This window comes from Pseudomonas sp. YNh, assembly GCF_037993085.1.
Taxonomy (GTDB): Bacteria; Pseudomonadota; Gammaproteobacteria; order Pseudomonadales; family Pseudomonadaceae; genus Aquipseudomonas; species Aquipseudomonas putida.
Map to the genome: position 1 here is coordinate 50646 of NZ_JBBMRJ010000009.1, position 17731 is coordinate 68376.

Below are 17731 nucleotides of genomic sequence, written 5' to 3' on the forward strand. Positions count from 1 at the left end.
TATCCCTGAAGGGTGCGGTCAGAAGTGGGTGAGCGTCAGGCCGACCTTGTAGGTCGGGCCGTATTCTTCGTACTGGGCGTTGTAGCGACGGTGGCCGCTGTACACGTAATAGGACTCGTCAGTGATGTTCTGCGCCTCGAAGGTCAACTGCAGCTCGGGGGTCAGGAAGTAGCCTGCCTTGAAGTCCACGTGCAGCTGGTCATCGGCATACTGGTCGTGGGCCTTGTCGTCGATGGCCCCCAGCTCCAGCAAGTAGCCCGACTTGTAGTTGGCGGCCAGGCGCATGTTGAAGCGGTCGTTTTCCCAGCCGACCATGAAGTTGCCCACTGTGTCGGACTGATTGGGCAGGTCGATGCTGCGCCTGCCGGTGGCCCCTTGCAGGGTTGCATCAGACTTGCTGAGGGTGAGGTTGGCGCCCAGCAGCAAACCGTTCCAGGGTGCCGGCAGCCAGTCGAACTTCTGCGAGTAGGCCAGCTCCAGGCCATACAGCTTGGCGCCCCCGCCGTTCTCGAAGGTGAGCGCTTCGTCGAAGTCCACCCAGGCGCCAGTGCCCGCCAGGTCGGTGCTGTAGATGAAGTGGTCGATGTCTTTGTAGAACAGGAACGCCGAGGCGGTGCCGGCGCGGCCCATGTAGTGCTCGATGCCCAGGTCGAAGTTCATCGACTCCAGCGGTTTGAGTTCGGGGTTGCCGAACGACGCATCGTTCTCATCGATGACAAAACCCGGCGCCAGCTGGCCAAAGGTTGGCCGTACCACGGTGTTGGTCCAGGCGGCCCGAATGGCCGTGGCCGACGACAACTGGTAGCGCGCGTGCAGGCCTGGCAACCAGTGGTCATAGCGATTGTTGCTGCTGACGTTCTCGTACACACCGTCGCGCAGCCCAGTACCTTTGGCCTCGAACCTGGTACCTTCGTAACGCACACCGGCAATCAGGCGCCAGTCGCCGATATCCACCGTGTTCATCAGGTACGCCGCGTTGATGTCCTCGCTCATGTCGAAGTCATTGATGCGCGAGGCTTCCTCATCGTAGTAGGCCGCACGGTCGAGGTTACCGATCAGGCCCTTGATTGCGCTGGCGCTGATGCCGTTGCCGAAGTTGCCCAGGGCGTAGTCGACATTGCTGCCCTGATAATCGGCAAGGCTGATGTCATCGAACCCGTCATAGGCCCAGGTTTCGGTGTCGCTGGTCTTGTCGCGGCGGCTGAGCTTGCCGCCAAACTTGACCTGCGAGGCGTCGGCGAATTCGTAGTCGCGGGCAAGGTCCAGGCGGATGTTCTTTTCCTGGTCCTTGCCGTCAACCTTCTCCCACTCCACTTCGTCGAGGGTGAACCGGGCCGGGTCGTAGAAGTCGTTGCCCACGCTTAGCCGTGGCTTGCGCGTGCCGTCGAAGCCGACCTCGTCGAAATCGCCGACGAACCTGGCGCCGGCAATGCCACCCGGATCGTGCTCGGTGGCCTGGCTGTAGCCGGCCTGGGCACTGATGGTCCACTGGTCGAGGATGCGCTCGCCACCAAGTACGTAGGACTGGATTTCCTGGGTGTCCTCGCGCGATTTCAAGTCGCGCCAGCCTTCGGCCTCGCCACGCTGGCCGGAACCCTGCGGGTCGGCGAACTCCAGGCCCTGGGCGTTGCGCGTCTCGGTGTCCTTGAACTTGCTGTAGAGGGTGCGCAGGTAGTAGCTGGAGAAGTCATCCGGCTGGTAATCGAAGTTCAGGCCCAGGCCGGTGCGCTCACGGGTAATCTGGTAGTCGCGGGCCTCGACCTCTTCCAGCCGGGCGCCGTCCTCGAAATCCCAGTTACCCCCGGTTTCGACGTTGTCCGAGCCAAACTTGCGCTTCTGCCAGCTAAACGCCGCAGCCACGCCAAAGTTGTTGATGCCGTCTCCCAGGCTGAAGCGGTCGCTGACCGCGCCGGAAAACTTCGGGCTGTCGCGGCTGACGTTGGTGTCGTGGCTGGCTTCGCCGGTAAGGGTGTAGAACAGCCCGTCATGGTCGAACGCCGACAGGCTCTCGACCTCGATGGTGCCGCCGAGGGAGTTTGCGTCCATGTCCGGGGTCAGGGTCTTGACCACCGACAGCGATTGCACCAGCTCGGCGGGCAGCACATCCAGCGCCACGGCACGGCGGTCGCCCTCGGGGGCCGGTACCAGGGTGCCGTTGATGGTCACACTGTTAAGATCTGGGGCGATACCGCGGACGCTGACGAAGCGGCCCTCGCCCTGGTCGCGCTCCACCGACAACCCGGGGATGCGCTGCAAGGCTTCGGCGGCATTGTCGTCGGGCAGTTGGCCAACACCATCGGCATGCACCACGCTCTTGATGCTATCGGCGCTTTTCTGCTCGCGCAGCGCTTTGTCGATGCTCGCCGCCTGGCCGATCACCTCGACCCGCTCGACCGCATCTTCCGCCCAGGCTGGGGCGGTGGTAATGGCAACGGCCAGCAGGCTGACCCGGAATCCGGCGTTGCGGATGTGACGAAACGGCATTGCCACCTTGGAACCCTCGCTTGCAGTGACCCGATGAACCCGGGAATGGCTGCGAAAGCTAGAAAGTGTGTGTGGCACTTGCGTGACAGCGCTGGGCTGGGCGGCTTGAAAACGCGGCTTTCACGTCGTTTTCGGCGCAATTTGAGCTGATATGACCTGAGGCCTGCTGCGGCCCTGGCGATGCCCTGCAAACCTGTGGCGCAGCTGTGGGGCCGGTCTGGGGGCGTTGGGCCGTTACCGACCACTTGAAATTGCGTTTTTTCCTGACGATCAGCTGAGCCAAAACGACCCCCCGCCCGGTAACAGAACCGTCATCCGCCTTTGTTTCCTTTGCGCCCATCACGCCTTCCGGGCTCATCGAGGAAACCCCATGCACCGCCCCCTGCTACTGGCCGCCCTGCTCTGCGCCGCACAGGCTCATGCCCAGGCCAATGAACCTGCTCCGATCCCTCGCTCCGCAGGCCTGCCCTACGCCGCCGGCAAGCTGGCCGACCGTATCGTGCTCACCCCCGGCCAGAACGCCGCCACGCAGATGGCCATCAGTTACCGCACCGACCTGGCCCAGGCCGACGCGGTGCTGGAGCTCGGCCCGGCCCTCGCCGGCCCTGCGCTGGCAGCCAAGGCCAGCCCATTGAGTGGCAGCACCCAGCGCCTGGACAGCGACAACGGCCCAGCCAACTACCACCAGGTGCGCCTGGAACACCTGCAACCAGACACCGCCTACGTCTACCGGCTCAAGGGCAGCGCGGGCTGGAGCGAATGGCACCAGTTCCGCACGGCCAAGGCCACGTTCGCGCCGTTCTCGTTCATCTACCTGGGCGACACCCAGAACGACATCCTCGCCATCGCCTCGCGCACCATTCGCCAGGCGCTGCGCAGCGTGGCGCACCCTGCCCTGGTGGTGCACGCTGGCGACCTGGTGGCATCGCGCGACGATCTCGCCCACGACGATGAATGGGGTGAATGGAACCAGGCCGGCGGCTGGTCGTACGCTGCCATCCCACAGCTCACCGCGTTCGGCAACCACGAGTACCTGGAAACCCTCAACCCCGATGGCAGCGAAAGCCGCAGCCTCAGCCCCCATGTAACGGCGCAGTTCGCCCTGCCGCGCAACGGCGCCCCCGGTGTGGCGGCAACCAGCTACTTCAGCGATTACCAGAATGTGCGCTTCGTGGTGCTGGACGGCACCTCGGCGCTCGATCTGGGCACCCTGCAAGCGCAGACCGACTGGCTGGAGCAAACCCTGAAAAGCAGCAAGGCACAGTGGAACATCGTGGTCATGCACCAGCCGGTCTACACCTGTGCCCGCCCCGACGATACCGAGCCGCTCAAGGCCGCCTGGCAACCGCTACTGGAGCGCTACAAGGTCGACCTGGTACTGCAAGGTCACGACCACTGCTACAGCCGCCTGACCCACGCCGAAGGGCGCCAGGCCACGCGTGCCGCACAGCAGGCCAGACAGCCGATCGGCCCGGTGTACATGGTCTCGGTGACCGGCTCGAAGATGTATGGCCTGAACGACCGCGCCCGCCACCAGCCGGACCGCACGGCCGAAGACACCCAGCTGTACCAGACCATCACGGTCGAGCAGAACCGCCTGCAGGTGCGCACCTATTCGGCTGACGAACAGCTTTACGACGCGTTCGATATCACGCGTGATGCCAAAGGGCGCAAGTTCCTGCAGGAACCCAAGCTGGCGCTGGCCAACGAACGTTACTGCAAGGCCAGCGTAGGGCCGGACGGGCTGCCGTGCACGGCGCGCGGCAAATGAGCGTCATCGTATTGAGATAAACGCCTTGCATGCTGCTCTGCCTGTGCCGGCGACAGTGCCGGCACAGGCAATGACACACTTACAGGACACCCCATGCGCCTCAACCCCCTGTTCAAACAGCACGCCCTTACGCTGGTCGGCCTGGTACTGGCCGCCAACGCCGGCCTGCTCGTCTACCTCGCCGCCGGCACGCTTAAAGCCTGGGCCGAGATCAACTGGACGGACGTCGCCGGCGAGGGCGGCACTTGCCTGATCCTCTGCGGCTGGCTGGTGATGCTGCTACGCGGGCGCCCTGCTGGCCGGGTCACCCGCCTGCTTTCGCTGGGCCTGTGCTTCATCGCCTTCTCGATGTGGATGGACACCCTCGACGAATTCATCCGCCTGCCCGATGACGCGGTCTGGGACAACTGGCTGGAGACTGCGCCCATGCCGCTGGGCATGCTGCTGCTGACCCTGGGCATGTACCACCTGCAGCAAGAACAGCACGCCATCACCGCACAGATGCGCAAGCGTGAGCAACTGTTCCGCGAGCACCGCCTGTTCGACAAGCTTACCCCGCTGTCCGGTGCCCGGTACCTGCGCCAGCACCTGCAGCAGGCCATTGCCCAAGCCGCCCGCGAACAGCAAGCCTTGTCGCTGATCGTCGTCGACCTGGACGATTTCAACCAGATCAACCAGCGCTATGGCCAGGAAGAAGGCGATCTGGTGCTGCAAGTGGTCGCCCAACTGTTGCTGCTCAACCTGCGCCAGCACGACATACTCTGCCGCCTGGCCGGCGACCGCTTCGTCGCGGCGCTGCCCAACACCGGCGAACGCCAGGCCCAGGCCATGGCCGAGGCGCTGCGCCAGAGCATCGCCCACCTCGCCCATCACACCGGCCGGCATGGGGAACGCCTGCACCTGACCGCCACGGTGGCCAGCGTGATGGCGCTGGACGAAGACGAAGACCACCTGCTGAAACGCCTCAACTACGCCCTGGCCCAGGCCAAGAGCCGCCAGACGCACCAGGTACAACGGGCATGAACGGCTATGACGGCGACAGCCGCTTCATCACCGCCCACCACCTGCCCGCTGCGCTGATCGACCTGGCGCGTTCGCGGCAGATCGACACCCATCACCTGCTACGCGGCTGCGGGCTGTTTTACGACGACGTGGTCAGCGGCCAAGCGCTGATCAGCCCACAGCAGTTCCTTCGCCTGATCGGCAATGCGCAGCGGCTGCTCGATGCCGACGACACCAGCTTTCTCTACGGCCAGCGCCTGTGGCCCGGGCACCACGGTGCCGCCAGCCTGTTGCTGGAGCAGGCCGACCACCTGCTGCAGGCCCTGGAGCGCATCGAGCAATACCGCGCCCTGCTGTCCCCGTTGCTCAGCCCGGTGCTGCGCCTCGATGAGCACTACCTGCACCTGTACTGGCGGGAAAGCTGCGCCATCGACGAGCAGCGCCGCTTCTTGCTGGAGGCCAGCATGACAGCGGTGGTAGCCCTCGCGCGGCGCCAGCAGCAAGAGCACCTGCCCTGGCGTTTCCGGTTCCGCCATGCCGAACCGGCCTACGTCGAACAGTACTGGGTACACCTGGGCGATTCTCTGGCCTTCGACTGCCCGTCCACGGTGATGAGCCTGCCCCGGGAATACCTGCTGCGTGCCTGGCCGGGTGCCGGTTCGACCGCCCAGCACGTGGCACGCCAGGCCTGCGATGCACAGCTGGAGGCCTGGGGCTGGCGGGCGAGTTTTCTCGACCTGGTCTACGAGCACCTGCTCGGGCTGATTCGCCAGCCGCTGAACCTGGAACGGGTAGCCGCCGCCTTCGCCACCAGCCCCGCTTCGTTCAAGCGCCGCCTGGCCCGTCATGGTTCCAACTTCCAGGAGCAACTGGACCAGGTGCGCTGCGACCAGGCGCTGTACCTCTACCAGGTCAAGGGCTACAGCAACGACGCGGTTGCGCAGTACCTGGGCTTCAGCGACAGCACCAACTTCCGCCGTTCGTTCAAGCGCTGGACCGGGCGTGTGCCAAGTGAACTGGAAGCCTTGTGGGGCTGATGCCCAGGATCGTCGTGCCGGGATTACCAACGTAATAAACGCGGCCCTAGCGCCGCCCCCACAGCGGTCGGCACCAGCAACCCCAGTACGTACCACAGCCCCCAGAACGGCACCGCCATTTCCGGGCAATGCAGGCAATAAGCCAGGGTGGCCGTGGCCCCCGCAAGCATGCCACCCGCCGCCCCGGCCTGCCGCAGGCGGGTGGGTGCCAGGCCGCGCAATGCCCAGAACACCGCGATGAAAGTGGGAACCGAGAGCAAGGTGATGTTCAGCGGGCAGGTGCGCCAGGTGCGCCCCAACAGCAGGTCCGCCCGGGCGTCCACCGGCGCCCCCAGCAGGCTGATCGCCGCGCCCAGCCAGACCAGCAGCAGCGGTAGCCCCAAAAGGCCCCACAGCAGCCCCCCCTTCACCCCCGGCCTGGCCAGCCGCTGGGTCAGCCACAGCGCTAGCAACGCCAGGCTGCCGGGCAGGGCCAGCTTGGCCCAGAACAGCGGGGTGTGCGCCACTTGCGCCAGGTCGCCACGCACGCCGAAGATGGCCACCGTCAGCAATACCGCGACCAACCCGCCAGCCACCAGCGCCAACAACATGCGCCGGCCCAGCGCGTGACGGTCCACCGGCCCTTCCCCGGCCGCCAATAGGGCAATCAAGTCATCGGTCTTCATCGTCGCCCTTGCCTCCAATCAGCTTGGCCAGTGCCTTCAGGCCCCGGTGGATGCCCACTTTCACCGCCGAACTGGAAAGACCGGTCATGCGCGCGGTCTCTTCCACCGACAACCCCTCCAGTTTGACATGGACGATGGGCAGCCGTTGGCGCGCCGGCAACTGCTCCAGGAGCTTGCCCAGGTCGCGTGTCGCCTGGGCCGCTTCTTCCTCGCCGGGTGCGAACAGGTCGCTGTCATCGTTCAGCGCCTCGTGCAACGCGCCGTGGCGAGCGTAACTGCGATAGTGATCCGCCAGCTTGTAGCGGGCAATGGCCTGTACCCAGGCGGTCAACGGTTGCTGCGCCTGGTAGGTATGGCGGGCGTTGTGCACCGCCAACAACACCTCTTGCAGCATGTCTTCGACATCCGCGGGGCGTTGCCCCAGGCGCCGCAGCAAAAAGCCTCGCACATGCGTCGCCAGCGCCGCCAGAAACGCCCGATAGGCGGCTGCATCGCCCGCCAGGCCTTGTAGCAGCAGTGCCTGCAACTGGGCCTCGCGCGCGCTTGGCGCCTGCTGAGAAGTAGTTCGTAGCATCGGCCACCCGGGTTACACCCAACGTGAAAGTTTTCCATTCAACGCGTGCCGCCTTCATACGTTAGGCGACTGGCACACCGCCGGAAAAATTTTTCAAGCTGCTGTAACCCGTTCAACCCACGCTGCGAACTACTCCATGAGCCGCCGGTAACCACCACGGCCCCACTTCCCGGAGACGCATCATGAAAACTCTCGCCCTCGCCACTGCCGCACTTGCCCTGGCTTCGCTGGCCGGTGTTGCCCTGGCCGCTGACGCGACCAACACAGCCACCACCGGCGCCGCCATGGAAAAATGCTACGGCGTCGCCATGGCTGGCAAGAACGACTGCAAGGCCGGCGCCGGCACCAGCTGCGCCGGTAGCGCCAAGAAGGACTACGACGGCATGCACTGGAAGAACGTGCCCGCCGGTACCTGCACGTCCATCAAGACGCCCAATGGCATGGGCTCGCTGACCCCGCTCAAGTCCTGAGCGCAGGCCGCCGATCATGAACGGGACTTACTCAGCAGGCGCCGGCCTTGGGCTGAAGGCTGAGCACTATGCCGACGCCTGGACGTGCCGGGCCAGCGGGCTGTGGTTCGAAGTGCACCCGGAAAACTACATGCTCGGCGGCCCACGCATGGCCTGGCTACAACGCATTGCCGAACACCATCCGCTGTCGCTGCACGGTGTCGCGCTGTCGTTGGCGGCGGACATCGCGCCAGACGAAATGCACCTGCACCGCCTGCGGGCGCTGATCGACCAGCTGCAGCCGGCGCTGGTATCGGAGCACCTGGCATGGTCGAGCTGGCGCGGGCAATACCTCCCCGACCTGCTGCCGTTTCCCCGCAGCAATGAGGCCCTGGTCCGCATCAGCGACAACGTGCAGCGCACCCAGGATGCGCTGGGGCGCAGCATTTCGCTGGAAAACCCCAGCCACTACCTGCCCATGGAAGGGCATGACTGGGACGAAATCGACTTTTTAGCCGAACTGGCGCGGCGCACGGGGTGCGGCTTGTTGCTGGACGTCAACAACGTGCACGTCAGTGCCCACAACCTCGGGTTCGACGCAGCGGCGTACCTGGCGCGCTTCCCGGCCCAGGCCATCAGCGAAATCCACCTGGCCGGCCACAGTCACGACGCCCAGGCCAGCCTGCTGATCGACTCCCACGACGCCACCATCGCCGCGCCGGTCTGGGCCTTGTACCAGCAGTTGATCACCCGCATCGGCCCGCGCCCGACCCTCATCGAGCGTGACGCCAACCTGCCCGCGTTCAGCGAGTTGCTGGCCGAACGCGACACCGCCCAGGCACTGCTCGATAGCGCAGGAGCACGACCATGACGCTTTCCCTTGGCCAGTTTCAGGCCGCCTTCGTCGAAGCGCTGTATCACCGCCCTGCCCCGCAGCTGGCCGCGCTGACCGGGCACGCTGCTTTTGCGGTGTACCGCAACAGCGTGCTGGCGGGCTGCGTCGATGCCCTGCGGGCAAACTTCCCCAGTGTCGAAGCGCTGACAGGCCCGGCCTGGATGCAGGACGCCGCGAGCGCCTATGCGCAACGAACGCCCCCCGACGACCCGCGGCTGATCCACTATGGCGCGGCCTTCGCCGACTTTCTCGAACAGACGCAGGCCCAGCACGGCCTGCCATACCTGGCCGACGTCGCACGCCTGGATTTCGCCTGGTGCGAGGCGTTCAGCGCCCCCCGCGAGCCCTCCCTCGCGCTTGCCGACCTGGCCGGCATGACGGCCACCGACCTGGCGAACAGTTACCTGGCCCCCCGCCGCAGTGTGCGCTGGCGCTGGTTCGCACGGCACCCGGCGTTCAGCCTGTGGCAGCACAGCCGCGAAGGCCTGGCGTGGCCGCATGACCAGCCCTGGGTCGCCGAAGGTGCTGTGTTCAGTGGCACCGCCGAAGGTGTCGCCCAGCAAGCGCTAGAGGTCGGCGGCTGTGCCTTTCTCGATGCCTGCGCTCAAGTTCTGCCATTGGAGCAGGCCTCACAGGTTGCACTCGCACGCCAACCCGACCTGGACTTTACCGACCTGCTCGGCAGGCTGCTGGCAGCCCAGGCATTCCGTCCACTTGCATTCGCCTGAAGGAAACGCCATGGACACCCTCCACGCCACCCGCTCCGACAGCCTGCGCCAACGCTGGAACCACCTCGCCGATCGTGCACAGCTACTGCTCAGCGACACCCTGCTGTGCCTGGTGGCGCGCATGGCCATCGCCTCGACCTTCTTCCTGTCCGGGCGCACCAAGGTCGAAGGGTTTCTCAGCATCACACCCAGTACCTATGACCTGTTCCAGAGCGAATATGCCCTGCCGCTGGTTTCGCCCTGGCTTGCGGCCCACCTGGCCACCTATGCCGAACACCTGTTCCCCCTGTTGCTGGTGCTTGGCCTGTTTACCCGGCTGTCGGCGCTGGCCCTGCTGGGCATGACCACGGTGATCGAGATTTTCGTCTACCCGGATGCCTGGCCGACCCATCTGACGTGGGCGGCCTTGTTGCTACTGTTGATCGCGCGAGGCGCCGGTAGGTTGTCGCTGGACCGGGCCCTGGGGCTGCGTTGAGCCTCTGGCAGTGGGCCGGTTCGTCGGTCCGCGACCCCACGCTTTTTTTGAACTCCATGCGCAGGCGCCCTCTCCCAATGAAGAGACCGCGAACTGTCCCGGAGCCTGCCATGGCCAAGCCCCTGCAGGAGTACCTGCGCAAGCGTGACTTCAACGCCACACCCGAGCCGGCCGGCAAGTGTGCCCACCCACGGCCGGCTCACGGGTTGCAGTACTGCATCCAGAAGCACGACGCCAGCCACCTGCACTATGACTTTCGCCTGGAGCTGGATGGCACCCTTAAAAGCTGGGCGATTCCCAAGGGCCCTTCCCTCGACGCCAAGGTCCGCCGCCTGGCCGTGCATGTAGAAGACCATCCGCTGGACTACGCCAGCTTCGAAGGGCACATCCCTGAAGGCCACTACGGCGCCGGCGACGTGATCGTGTGGGACCGGGGGCTCTGGGAGCCCGAAGGCGACCCGCGCGAGGCCTATGCCAAGGGCAAGCTGCGCTTTCGCCTGCAAGGTGAAAAGCTGTCGGGTGTCTGGAACCTGTTTCGTACCCACCTGGCTGGCAAGAAAGAGCAGTGGATGCTGGTCAAGTCCCACGATGGCGAGGCCCGCAGCGAGGCGGACTACAGCATCGTCGAAGCCCTGCCGGACAGCGTATTGAGCGACCGTACACTGGTCCCCCGCCGCCCAGCCAAGGCGGCGACCTCCACGCGCAAGCGCAAGGCCAGCGCTGGCGCCCTGCCGGAGATGCTCCAACCGCAGCTGGCAACCCTGGCCGATTCCCCCCCCGAGGGTGACTGGCGATACGAGGTCAAGTTCGATGGTTACCGCATGCTGGCCCGCATCGACGGGGACGATGTGCGCCTGTTTACCCGCAATGGCCACGACTGGAGCGCAAAGCTGCCCCATCAGGTGCAGGCGCTGAAAGCGCTGGGGCTCGACTCGGCATGGCTGGACGGTGAGATGGTGGTCACAGACGAAAACGGCGTGGCCGACTTCCAGGCCTTGCAGGCCGTCTTCGACAACGAGCACGACGATGACATTACCTACTACCTGTTCGACCTGCCCTACCTCGGCGGCAAGGACCTGCGTGAACTGCCTGTGCAAGACCGCCGGGCGACCTTGGCCAAACTGCTGAAGCACAACGCATCGGCCATCCTGAAGTTTTCCGAAGACTTCAACCAGCCGGTCGACGCGCTGCTCGACAGCGCCTGCCGGTTAGGCCTGGAAGGCCTGATCGGCAAGCGCGCCGACAGCCCCTACGTTGGCCGGCGCAGCAGCGACTGGGTCAAGCTCAAGTGCACGCAACGCCAAGAGTTCGTGATCGTCGGCTACACCGCGCCCAAGGGCAGCCGCCAAGGCTTTGGGGCCCTGCTGCTGGCGCTGCACGACACCGACAGCGGCCAGTTGCGCTACGCCGGCAAGGTGGGCACCGGCTTCAGTGCTGCCACGCTGACGAGCATCCTCACCCGCCTGAAACCCCTGCACACCGCCAAGCCACCCTTGCCTGAGCCCCCCAGCGGTGCCGATGCGCGGGGCGTGCACTGGCTCAAGCCAGAACTGCTGGCCGAGGTCGCCTACGCCCAGATGACCCGCACAGGGATCGTGCGCCACGCGGTTTTTCACGGGTTGCGCGACGACAAGCCCGCCACTGCCATTGCCCTGGAACGTGCCATGCCGGTAACGAACGCAGCACATGCAGAGCCCAAGGGTTTGAGCAACCTGCACCTGACCCACCCCGACCGCGTGATCGACAAGACCAGTGGCACCAGCAAACGACAGGTGGCGGAGTACTACGCCCAAGTCGCCGACTGGCTGCTGCCACAGCTCGAACACCGCCCCGTGGCGCTGGTGCGCGCACCGGAGGGCCTGGACGGCGAGCTGTTCTTTCAGAAGCACGCGGGGCAGTTGCACCTGCCCAAGCTGACCAGCTACACCAAGGCCCAGGCCGGCCAGGCGGCAATGGTGCTCAACAGCGCCGAGAGCTTGTTGGGCGCAGTACAGATGAACATGCTTGAACTGCACACCTGGAACGCCACCGACAAAAATTTCGACAGGCCTGACCGCTTCATCCTCGACCTCGACCCCGACCCGGCATTGCCATGGAAGGCCATGCTCGAGGCCACCCAGCTGACCCTCACCCTGCTCGATGAGCTGGGCCTGAAGGTGTTTCTCAAGACCAGCGGTGGCAAAGGCATGCACCTGGTCGTGCCGCTCACCCGTCGTGCCGGCTGGGAGGAAGTGAAGGACTTCAGCCATGCCCTGGTCAAACACATGGCAGACTTGTTCCCGGACCGGCTCAGCGCGGTCTCCGGGCCCAAGAACCGGGTCGGGCGCATCTTCATCGACTACCTGCGCAACGGCAAGGGCGCTACCACCGTGGCCGCCTACTCGCTGCGCGCCCGTGAAGGCCTGCCAGTGTCGGTGCCGATCTGGCGCGAGGAGCTGCCCAAACTCAAGAGTGCCAACCAATGGAATATCGGCAACTTGCAGGCGCGGCTTGCGCAGGTGGACGACCCTTGGGCCGAGCTTGGCTCGACCCGGCAATCGATCACCCTGCGCATGCGCAAGCAACTGGGGATCGCATGATGGAGTTCGCTCACCTCGACCGCCTGCTGCACCGCTTCGGTACCCGTTCGCGGGCCATCGATCTCGACCCCTTGCTGCCTGAACTGTTGCAGGCACTTCGAGCCGAACAGCTAGACCTGCTACCCCTGCCCGGCCACGGGCGCACCCTCGAGCGCTGGCGGGCCTTGGCGCGGGTTGCCGGTTGCGATCTCGGCCTGGCCAAGCTGTATGAAGGCCACACCGATGCCCTGGCGGTCCTCGCCGAGTGCGGCGCCGCCCAGCATGCTCACGACGGTATCTGGGGCATGTGGGCCGCGGAGCCGCCGGATGCCAGGGCCCACATCGTCGCGCGCCATGGCGAACGGGTTCAGCTGCAAGGCCGAAAAGCATGGTGCTCGGGCGCGCTGCAGATCGATCGAGCGCTGCTGACCGCCTGGGAGAATGACCAGCCACAGCTGGTGGCCATTGAACTGTCACACCCCAGCCAGCGCATCCAGGCCGAGCAATGGCAGGCCGTAGGCATGGCCAGCACCGCCAGTGTCACCGTCGAGTTCGACAACTCACCGGGGCTGGCCATCGGCACACCCGGCCAGTACCTGTCCCGCCCAGGCTTCTGGCAGGGCGGCGCAGGTATCGCTGCCTGCTGGTACGGCGCGGCCGAGGCGTTGGCAGGTTACCTGCGCGAGCACTGCAACAAACCTCGGCCCGACCCCCATGCCGATGCCCACCTGGGGGCGGTCGATGCGGCGTTGTACGGTGCCCGCGCCGCCCTTCGCGAGTGCGCCGCGTGGATCGACCAGCACCCCCAGGACGACGCCAGTTTCGAGGTACGCCGCACCCGCGCCCAGATCGAGCAGGCGGTCGAACAGGTCATTCAGCATGTTGGCCGAGCCCTGGGGGCTACCCCCTTCTGCCGCAGCAGCCATTTCGCCCGGCTTAGCGCCGACCTGCCGGTGTACCTGCGCCAAAGCCACGCTGAACGCGACTTGGCCGAACTGGGTCAGCAAGTGACCAGCACACCGACAGGAGCATGGCAGCTATGAGCGAGAACCTTATTGATGCGGCCACGGGCACGCCGTGGAGTGACTGGCAGCATTCTGCGCACCTGGCACGCGCCACCTGGCTTGCGCCCGAGCAGCTGTGCCCACCCGGCCGACGCCTGGTGCTGCTGGCGCCGCACCCGGACGACGAGGTGCTCATGGCCGGCGGGCTGCTTGCCAGTTTTCGCGGGCGCGAACAGGACCTGGTGCTGATTTCCGCCACCAACGGCGAGGGCAGCCATCCGCACTCACCACACTGGACCGAGCAGCGCTTGCGTCACCAGCGCCCCTTGGAGAGTCGGCATGCCTTGCAGCAGCTAGACCTGGACCTCAACCGCCTGGACTGGCGGCGGCTCAACCTCAAGGACGGCGCATTGCCCCGCGATGAGGCCTTCCTGGTCCGTCACCTGGAACAGTTGCTGGAGCCCGACGACCTGTTGCTGACCACCTGGCGTGGCGACGGCCACTGCGACCACGAGGCTGCAGGCCGCGCCGCTGCCCAGGCAGCCCAGGCGCGCGGGGCACAGCTGGCCGAAGCGCCGGTGTGGGCCTGGCACTGGGCCGCACCCGACGACCCACGCCTGCCCTGGTCGCGGGCACATCGCTTGCAGGTCGACGAAACGCGCCAGGCCCGCAAGCGCGAGGCCTTGGCTGCCCATGCCAGCCAATTGCAACCAGACGGTGATCGCCCGCCCGTGCTGCCTGCGCATTTGCAGGCGTGCCTGCTGCAACCCTTTGAACTGGTTTTCCTGTGATGGAGTCGCCATGAGCCTCGACGCGCAATACTTCGCCGACCTGTATGCCGGCAGCGATGACCCCTGGGCGTTTCGCACCCGCTGGTACGAACGGCGCAAGCGCGACCTGCTGCTGGCCAGCCTGCCCCGTCAGCGCTATGAGCGCGTGTTCGAGCCGGCCTGTGCCAACGGCGAGCTGAGCGTGCTGCTGGCCGAGCGTTGCGTCAGCTTGCTGTGCCAGGACATCGACCCGACCGCCGTGGGGCTGGCGCGCCAGCGCCTGGGGACCGCGAACCATGCCCAGGTCGAGCAAGGGCATCTGCCGGGCGACTGGCCAGGCGGGCAGTTCGACCTGATCGTGCTCAGCGAAATCGGCTACTACCTCGACCCCACCGATTGGCTGCAGGTGATCGAGCAGTCGGTGGCCAGCCTCACGGCCGATGGCGCCCTGCTCGCCTGCCACTGGCGCCACCCCATTGCCGGCTGCCCGCAGGACGGCCGCGAGGTTCATGCCCTGCTGGCAAGGCACTTGCCGCTGTATCCGCTGTTGCGTCACGAGGAGGCCGACTTTCTACTCGAGTACTGGACGTGCCAGCCCAGCGTGGTCGACCTGAATGAGCCCTGCCCATGATCGCCGTCATCATACCCGCCCACAACGAGGCCCGGCGCCTGGGGCACTGCCTCAAGGCGGTCAAGGCTGCAAGTGCGCGAGCCGAGGTGGCAGGCTTGGCGGTAGAGGTGCTGGTGGTGCTGGACCGTTGCAGCGACACCAGTGCGCTCGTCGCCCGACGCCACGGTGTGCATACCCTTGAAGTGGACGCTGGCAATGTCGGCGTCGCCCGGCGAGCGGGCGCGGCATGGATGATCGCCCGCGGCGCCCAATGGCTGGCATGCACCGACGCCGACAGCCGCGTCCCGCAGCACTGGCTGACTTCGCAGTTGCAATGGCGCGCCGAGGTGGTGTGCGGCACGGTGCACATCGAGCGCTGGCAACCCTGGCAAAGCATCGCCCTGCGCCGGTTGTACCGCAGCCTTTACCAGGCCCGCGAGGGGCACAGGCATATCCATGGTGCCAACCTCGGTGTGTGTGCCAAGGCCTACGAACGCGTTGGCGGGTTCCAGCCGCTGCCGGCCCACGAGGATGTTCAACTGGTGATGGCCCTGCAAGCCAGCGGGGCGCAGATCGTCTGGACTGCCGAGCACAGCGTGGCCACCAGCAGCCGGCGTGATAGCCGCGCAAAGCAGGGGTTCGGCGACTATCTCAGTGGCCTGGAAGGCCAGGTGTGACCACCTGGCGAGTCTCCACCATCAGGAGGCCTTGCGCGGTCGTTTGGTAGCCGGTTTTGCGCCCTTGGCCTTGCCACCGAGGCTGCGTTTGAGCAGTTCGGTAAGGTCGAGGATATCCGCGCCTTTCTCCGCGCTGGCGCCCTCCCCTTTGGCCACTGTCTCGATCTTGCCCTTGCTGGCTTTCTCTTCCACCAGGTCGAGAATGGTCTGGCGAAATGCGTCGTGATACTCGTCCGGGGCCCAGGACCCACTCATGTCTTCGACCAGGCGTTTGGCCATGCCCAGCTCACGCTTGTCGACCTTGGCATCGGTCACGCTCTTGTCCAGCTCCAGGGTTTCAATGCTGCGCACCTCCTCGGGCCAGCGCAGGGTAATCAGCACCAGGGCGTCTTCCAGTGGCCGCAGCAGCGCGAGGTGCTGACGGGTATGCAGCACCACGGTGGCCAGGGCTACCTTGCCGGTGCTCTCCAGCGTATCGCGCAACAGCGCATAGACTTTGCCGCCGCGCCGGTCAGGGCTCAGGTAGTAAGGTGTGTCAAAGTGCTGAAGCGGAATCTCGCCAGCCTGCACGAACGAGAAAATATCGATGGTCTGGGTCGCTTCAGGGCGAGCATCGCGAATTTCCTGCTCACTGATCACCACGTAGCGGCCCTTCTCATACTCCACGCCCTTGACGATGTTGTCCTTGTCGATCTCCTTGCCGGTTACCTTGTTCACCCGCTTGTAGCCCACCGGCTCCATGCTGCGCTTGTCGAGCCAGTCAAAATCCACGCGCTCGGAGCTCACCGCAACGTTGAGCGAAACCGGGATGTGCACCAGCCCGAAACTGATCGCGCCTTTCCAGATAGCCCGCGCCATGTCTACCTCCTATGGGTTAGCAGCGAACAGAGCCCTTACTGAAACTGACTGACGACGGGTGCGAAGGTTTAGTTTGGTTGCACGACGCCAACGGGGGTCTGCAATGCGGGATAAATTGACCCGATTGCAAGCAGCCGAACGTCAGATGGAGGCCAGCCGCCGAGCATCCCTTCGCACGGCTTGAGGGGGGACCCCAAAACCACGGATGAACACCTCCCGCATATGCCGGCGGTCCCTGAATCCGGTTTCCCTGGCCACCACATCCAGGCTGTGCAGGCTCTGCTCGATCATCAGCCGGGCAGCCTCCAGCCGCAGGCTCTCGACAGCCTTGGCCGGTGACTGGCCGGTCTCGGCGGTGAACACGCGGGTGAATTGCCGTGGGCTCAGGTGCACCACTTCAGCAAGCTCTTCCACGCTCAATGGGCGGTTGAGGTGCTTGCGGGCGTAATCCAGCGCGCTCTGGATACGGTCCGACTTGGGCGAGAGCGTCAACAGTTCGGAGTGTTGCGACTGCCCGCCAGATCGGCGTTGGTGCATGACCATCTTGTGCGCCACCGACCTGGCCATTTCGCTGCCCAAGTCCTTTTCCACCATACCCAGCGCCATGTCCAGGGCGGCAGTCATGCCGGCAGACGTCCAGATCGGCCCATCGACGATGTAAATCCGGTCTTCCTCGACGTCGATCTTCGGGTGCAGCTCTCGCAACTTGTTCGCATAAGCCCAGTGAGTGGTCGCGCGCCGACCATCCAGTACGCCCGCTTGCGCCAGCACAAAACAGCCGGTGCAAAGGCCAGCAGTACGGCGCGCACCGTCGACAAAGCCCCGCACGCTGGCGAGCACCTCCTCGCTGGGGGGCGTCAGAGGCGTCAGCGTGCCGGTGACCATCCAGGTGTCGGCCAGGCCCGGCGCCCCCAAGGGCAACGTGTCGATATGCATCCCCAGTGACGAGCACACCGTGCCGCCACCGATGGAAAAGTTCTGGACCCTGTAAACCGCTTCGCCCGCCATGATGTTCGTAAGCTCGAATACGGTTTGCGTCGCCAGGGACATGATCTGGAAGCCTTCGGTGATGAGGTAGCCGACCCGGTGCATCGCTGATGCCCTCTGTGCAATGTCCTAAAACAGCACTATATGCGTCGTTTGAGACAAACACCACCTGCTGCATGATGGCCCC

17 protein-coding genes are annotated in these 17731 nt (G+C 65.4%); 12 read left to right on the top strand and 5 right to left on the bottom strand.

Annotated features, from left to right (window positions below; translation table 11 throughout):
• Positions 1-18: 18 nt before the first annotated feature.
• Complete coding sequence (locus tag WF331_RS11680; RefSeq protein WP_284360057.1) at positions 19-2484, bottom strand: TonB-dependent receptor; 2466 nt, start codon at positions 2482-2484, stop codon at positions 19-21.
• A gap of 370 nt (positions 2485-2854) precedes the next feature.
• On the opposite strand from WF331_RS11680, the gene WF331_RS11685 reads away from it, so the two are divergent.
• From WF331_RS11685 to WF331_RS11695, 3 genes are all read left to right on the top strand, one after another.
• Entirely contained in the window at positions 2855-4255 is a 1401-nt protein-coding gene (locus tag WF331_RS11685) for a metallophosphoesterase family protein (protein WP_340622935.1), read from the top strand.
• Between the two features lie 93 nt (positions 4256-4348).
• The gene (locus WF331_RS11690) at positions 4349-5278 is read left to right on the top strand and encodes a GGDEF domain-containing protein (protein WP_061202316.1); all 930 of its coding nucleotides are present in this window, start codon (positions 4349-4351) and stop codon (positions 5276-5278) included.
• On the top strand, positions 5275-6294 hold the full coding sequence (locus WF331_RS11695) for an AraC family transcriptional regulator (RefSeq protein WP_059396077.1): 1020 nt from the start codon (positions 5275-5277) through the stop codon (positions 6292-6294). Before WF331_RS11690 ends, WF331_RS11695 begins: the two co-directional genes overlap by 4 nt.
• Positions 6295-6317: 23 nt before the next feature.
• Here WF331_RS11695 and WF331_RS11700 read toward each other — a convergent pair whose 3' ends face one another.
• Both WF331_RS11700 and WF331_RS11705 read right to left on the bottom strand, forming a co-directional pair.
• Complete coding sequence (locus tag WF331_RS11700) at positions 6318-6959, bottom strand: DUF1109 domain-containing protein (protein WP_197862678.1); 642 nt, start codon at positions 6957-6959, stop codon at positions 6318-6320.
• A complete protein-coding gene (locus WF331_RS11705) occupies positions 6946-7533 on the bottom strand; it encodes a sigma-70 family RNA polymerase sigma factor (protein ID WP_241799827.1) in 588 nt (195 codons plus the stop codon). The genes WF331_RS11700 and WF331_RS11705 overlap by 14 nt, the downstream gene beginning before the upstream one ends.
• Positions 7534-7715: 182 nt before the next feature.
• Between WF331_RS11705 and WF331_RS11710 the strand changes: the two genes are divergently transcribed.
• The 9 genes from WF331_RS11710 to WF331_RS11750 all read left to right on the top strand — a co-directional run bounded on the left by WF331_RS11710 (position 7716) and on the right by WF331_RS11750 (position 15699).
• On the top strand, positions 7716-8003 hold the full coding sequence (locus WF331_RS11710) for a BufA1 family periplasmic bufferin-type metallophore (protein ID WP_016500120.1): 288 nt from the start codon (positions 7716-7718) through the stop codon (positions 8001-8003).
• Between the two features lie 16 nt (positions 8004-8019).
• The gene (bufB, locus tag WF331_RS11715) at positions 8020-8853 is read left to right on the top strand and encodes an MNIO family bufferin maturase (RefSeq protein ID WP_174369391.1); all 834 of its coding nucleotides are present in this window, start codon (positions 8020-8022) and stop codon (positions 8851-8853) included.
• On the top strand, positions 8850-9605 hold the full coding sequence (locus WF331_RS11720; protein WP_340622936.1) for an HvfC/BufC N-terminal domain-containing protein: 756 nt from the start codon (positions 8850-8852) through the stop codon (positions 9603-9605). The genes bufB and WF331_RS11720 overlap by 4 nt, the downstream gene beginning before the upstream one ends.
• Before the next feature lie 10 nt (positions 9606-9615).
• On the top strand, positions 9616-10080 hold the full coding sequence (locus WF331_RS11725; protein ID WP_016500123.1) for a DoxX family protein: 465 nt from the start codon (positions 9616-9618) through the stop codon (positions 10078-10080).
• Between the two features lie 110 nt (positions 10081-10190).
• On the top strand, positions 10191-12659 hold the full coding sequence (ligD, locus tag WF331_RS11730; RefSeq protein WP_340622937.1) for a DNA ligase D: 2469 nt from the start codon (positions 10191-10193) through the stop codon (positions 12657-12659).
• Positions 12656-13681, top strand: coding sequence for an acyl-CoA dehydrogenase (locus WF331_RS11735; RefSeq protein ID WP_340622938.1), 1026 nt, complete (start codon positions 12656-12658; stop codon positions 13679-13681). Before ligD ends, WF331_RS11735 begins: the two co-directional genes overlap by 4 nt.
• Positions 13678-14433: a PIG-L deacetylase family protein gene (locus WF331_RS11740; protein WP_016500126.1), complete on the top strand. Its 756-nt coding sequence runs from the start codon at positions 13678-13680 to the stop codon at positions 14431-14433. The genes WF331_RS11735 and WF331_RS11740 overlap by 4 nt, the downstream gene beginning before the upstream one ends.
• A 10-nt stretch (positions 14434-14443) precedes the next feature.
• Positions 14444-15043: a class I SAM-dependent methyltransferase gene (locus WF331_RS11745; RefSeq protein ID WP_340622939.1), complete on the top strand. Its 600-nt coding sequence runs from the start codon at positions 14444-14446 to the stop codon at positions 15041-15043.
• The gene (locus tag WF331_RS11750; RefSeq protein ID WP_340622940.1) at positions 15040-15699 is read left to right on the top strand and encodes a glycosyltransferase; all 660 of its coding nucleotides are present in this window, start codon (positions 15040-15042) and stop codon (positions 15697-15699) included. The genes WF331_RS11745 and WF331_RS11750 overlap by 4 nt, the downstream gene beginning before the upstream one ends.
• A gap of 21 nt (positions 15700-15720) precedes the next feature.
• On the opposite strand, the gene ku is transcribed toward WF331_RS11750, so the two are convergent.
• The gene (gene ku, locus WF331_RS11755; RefSeq protein WP_174369384.1) at positions 15721-16557 is read right to left on the bottom strand and encodes a non-homologous end joining protein Ku; all 837 of its coding nucleotides are present in this window, start codon (positions 16555-16557) and stop codon (positions 15721-15723) included.
• Between the two features lie 141 nt (positions 16558-16698).
• Complete coding sequence (locus WF331_RS11760) at positions 16699-17649, bottom strand: GlxA family transcriptional regulator (protein WP_197862684.1); 951 nt, start codon at positions 17647-17649, stop codon at positions 16699-16701.
• Between the last annotated feature and the right edge of the window lie 82 nt (positions 17650-17731).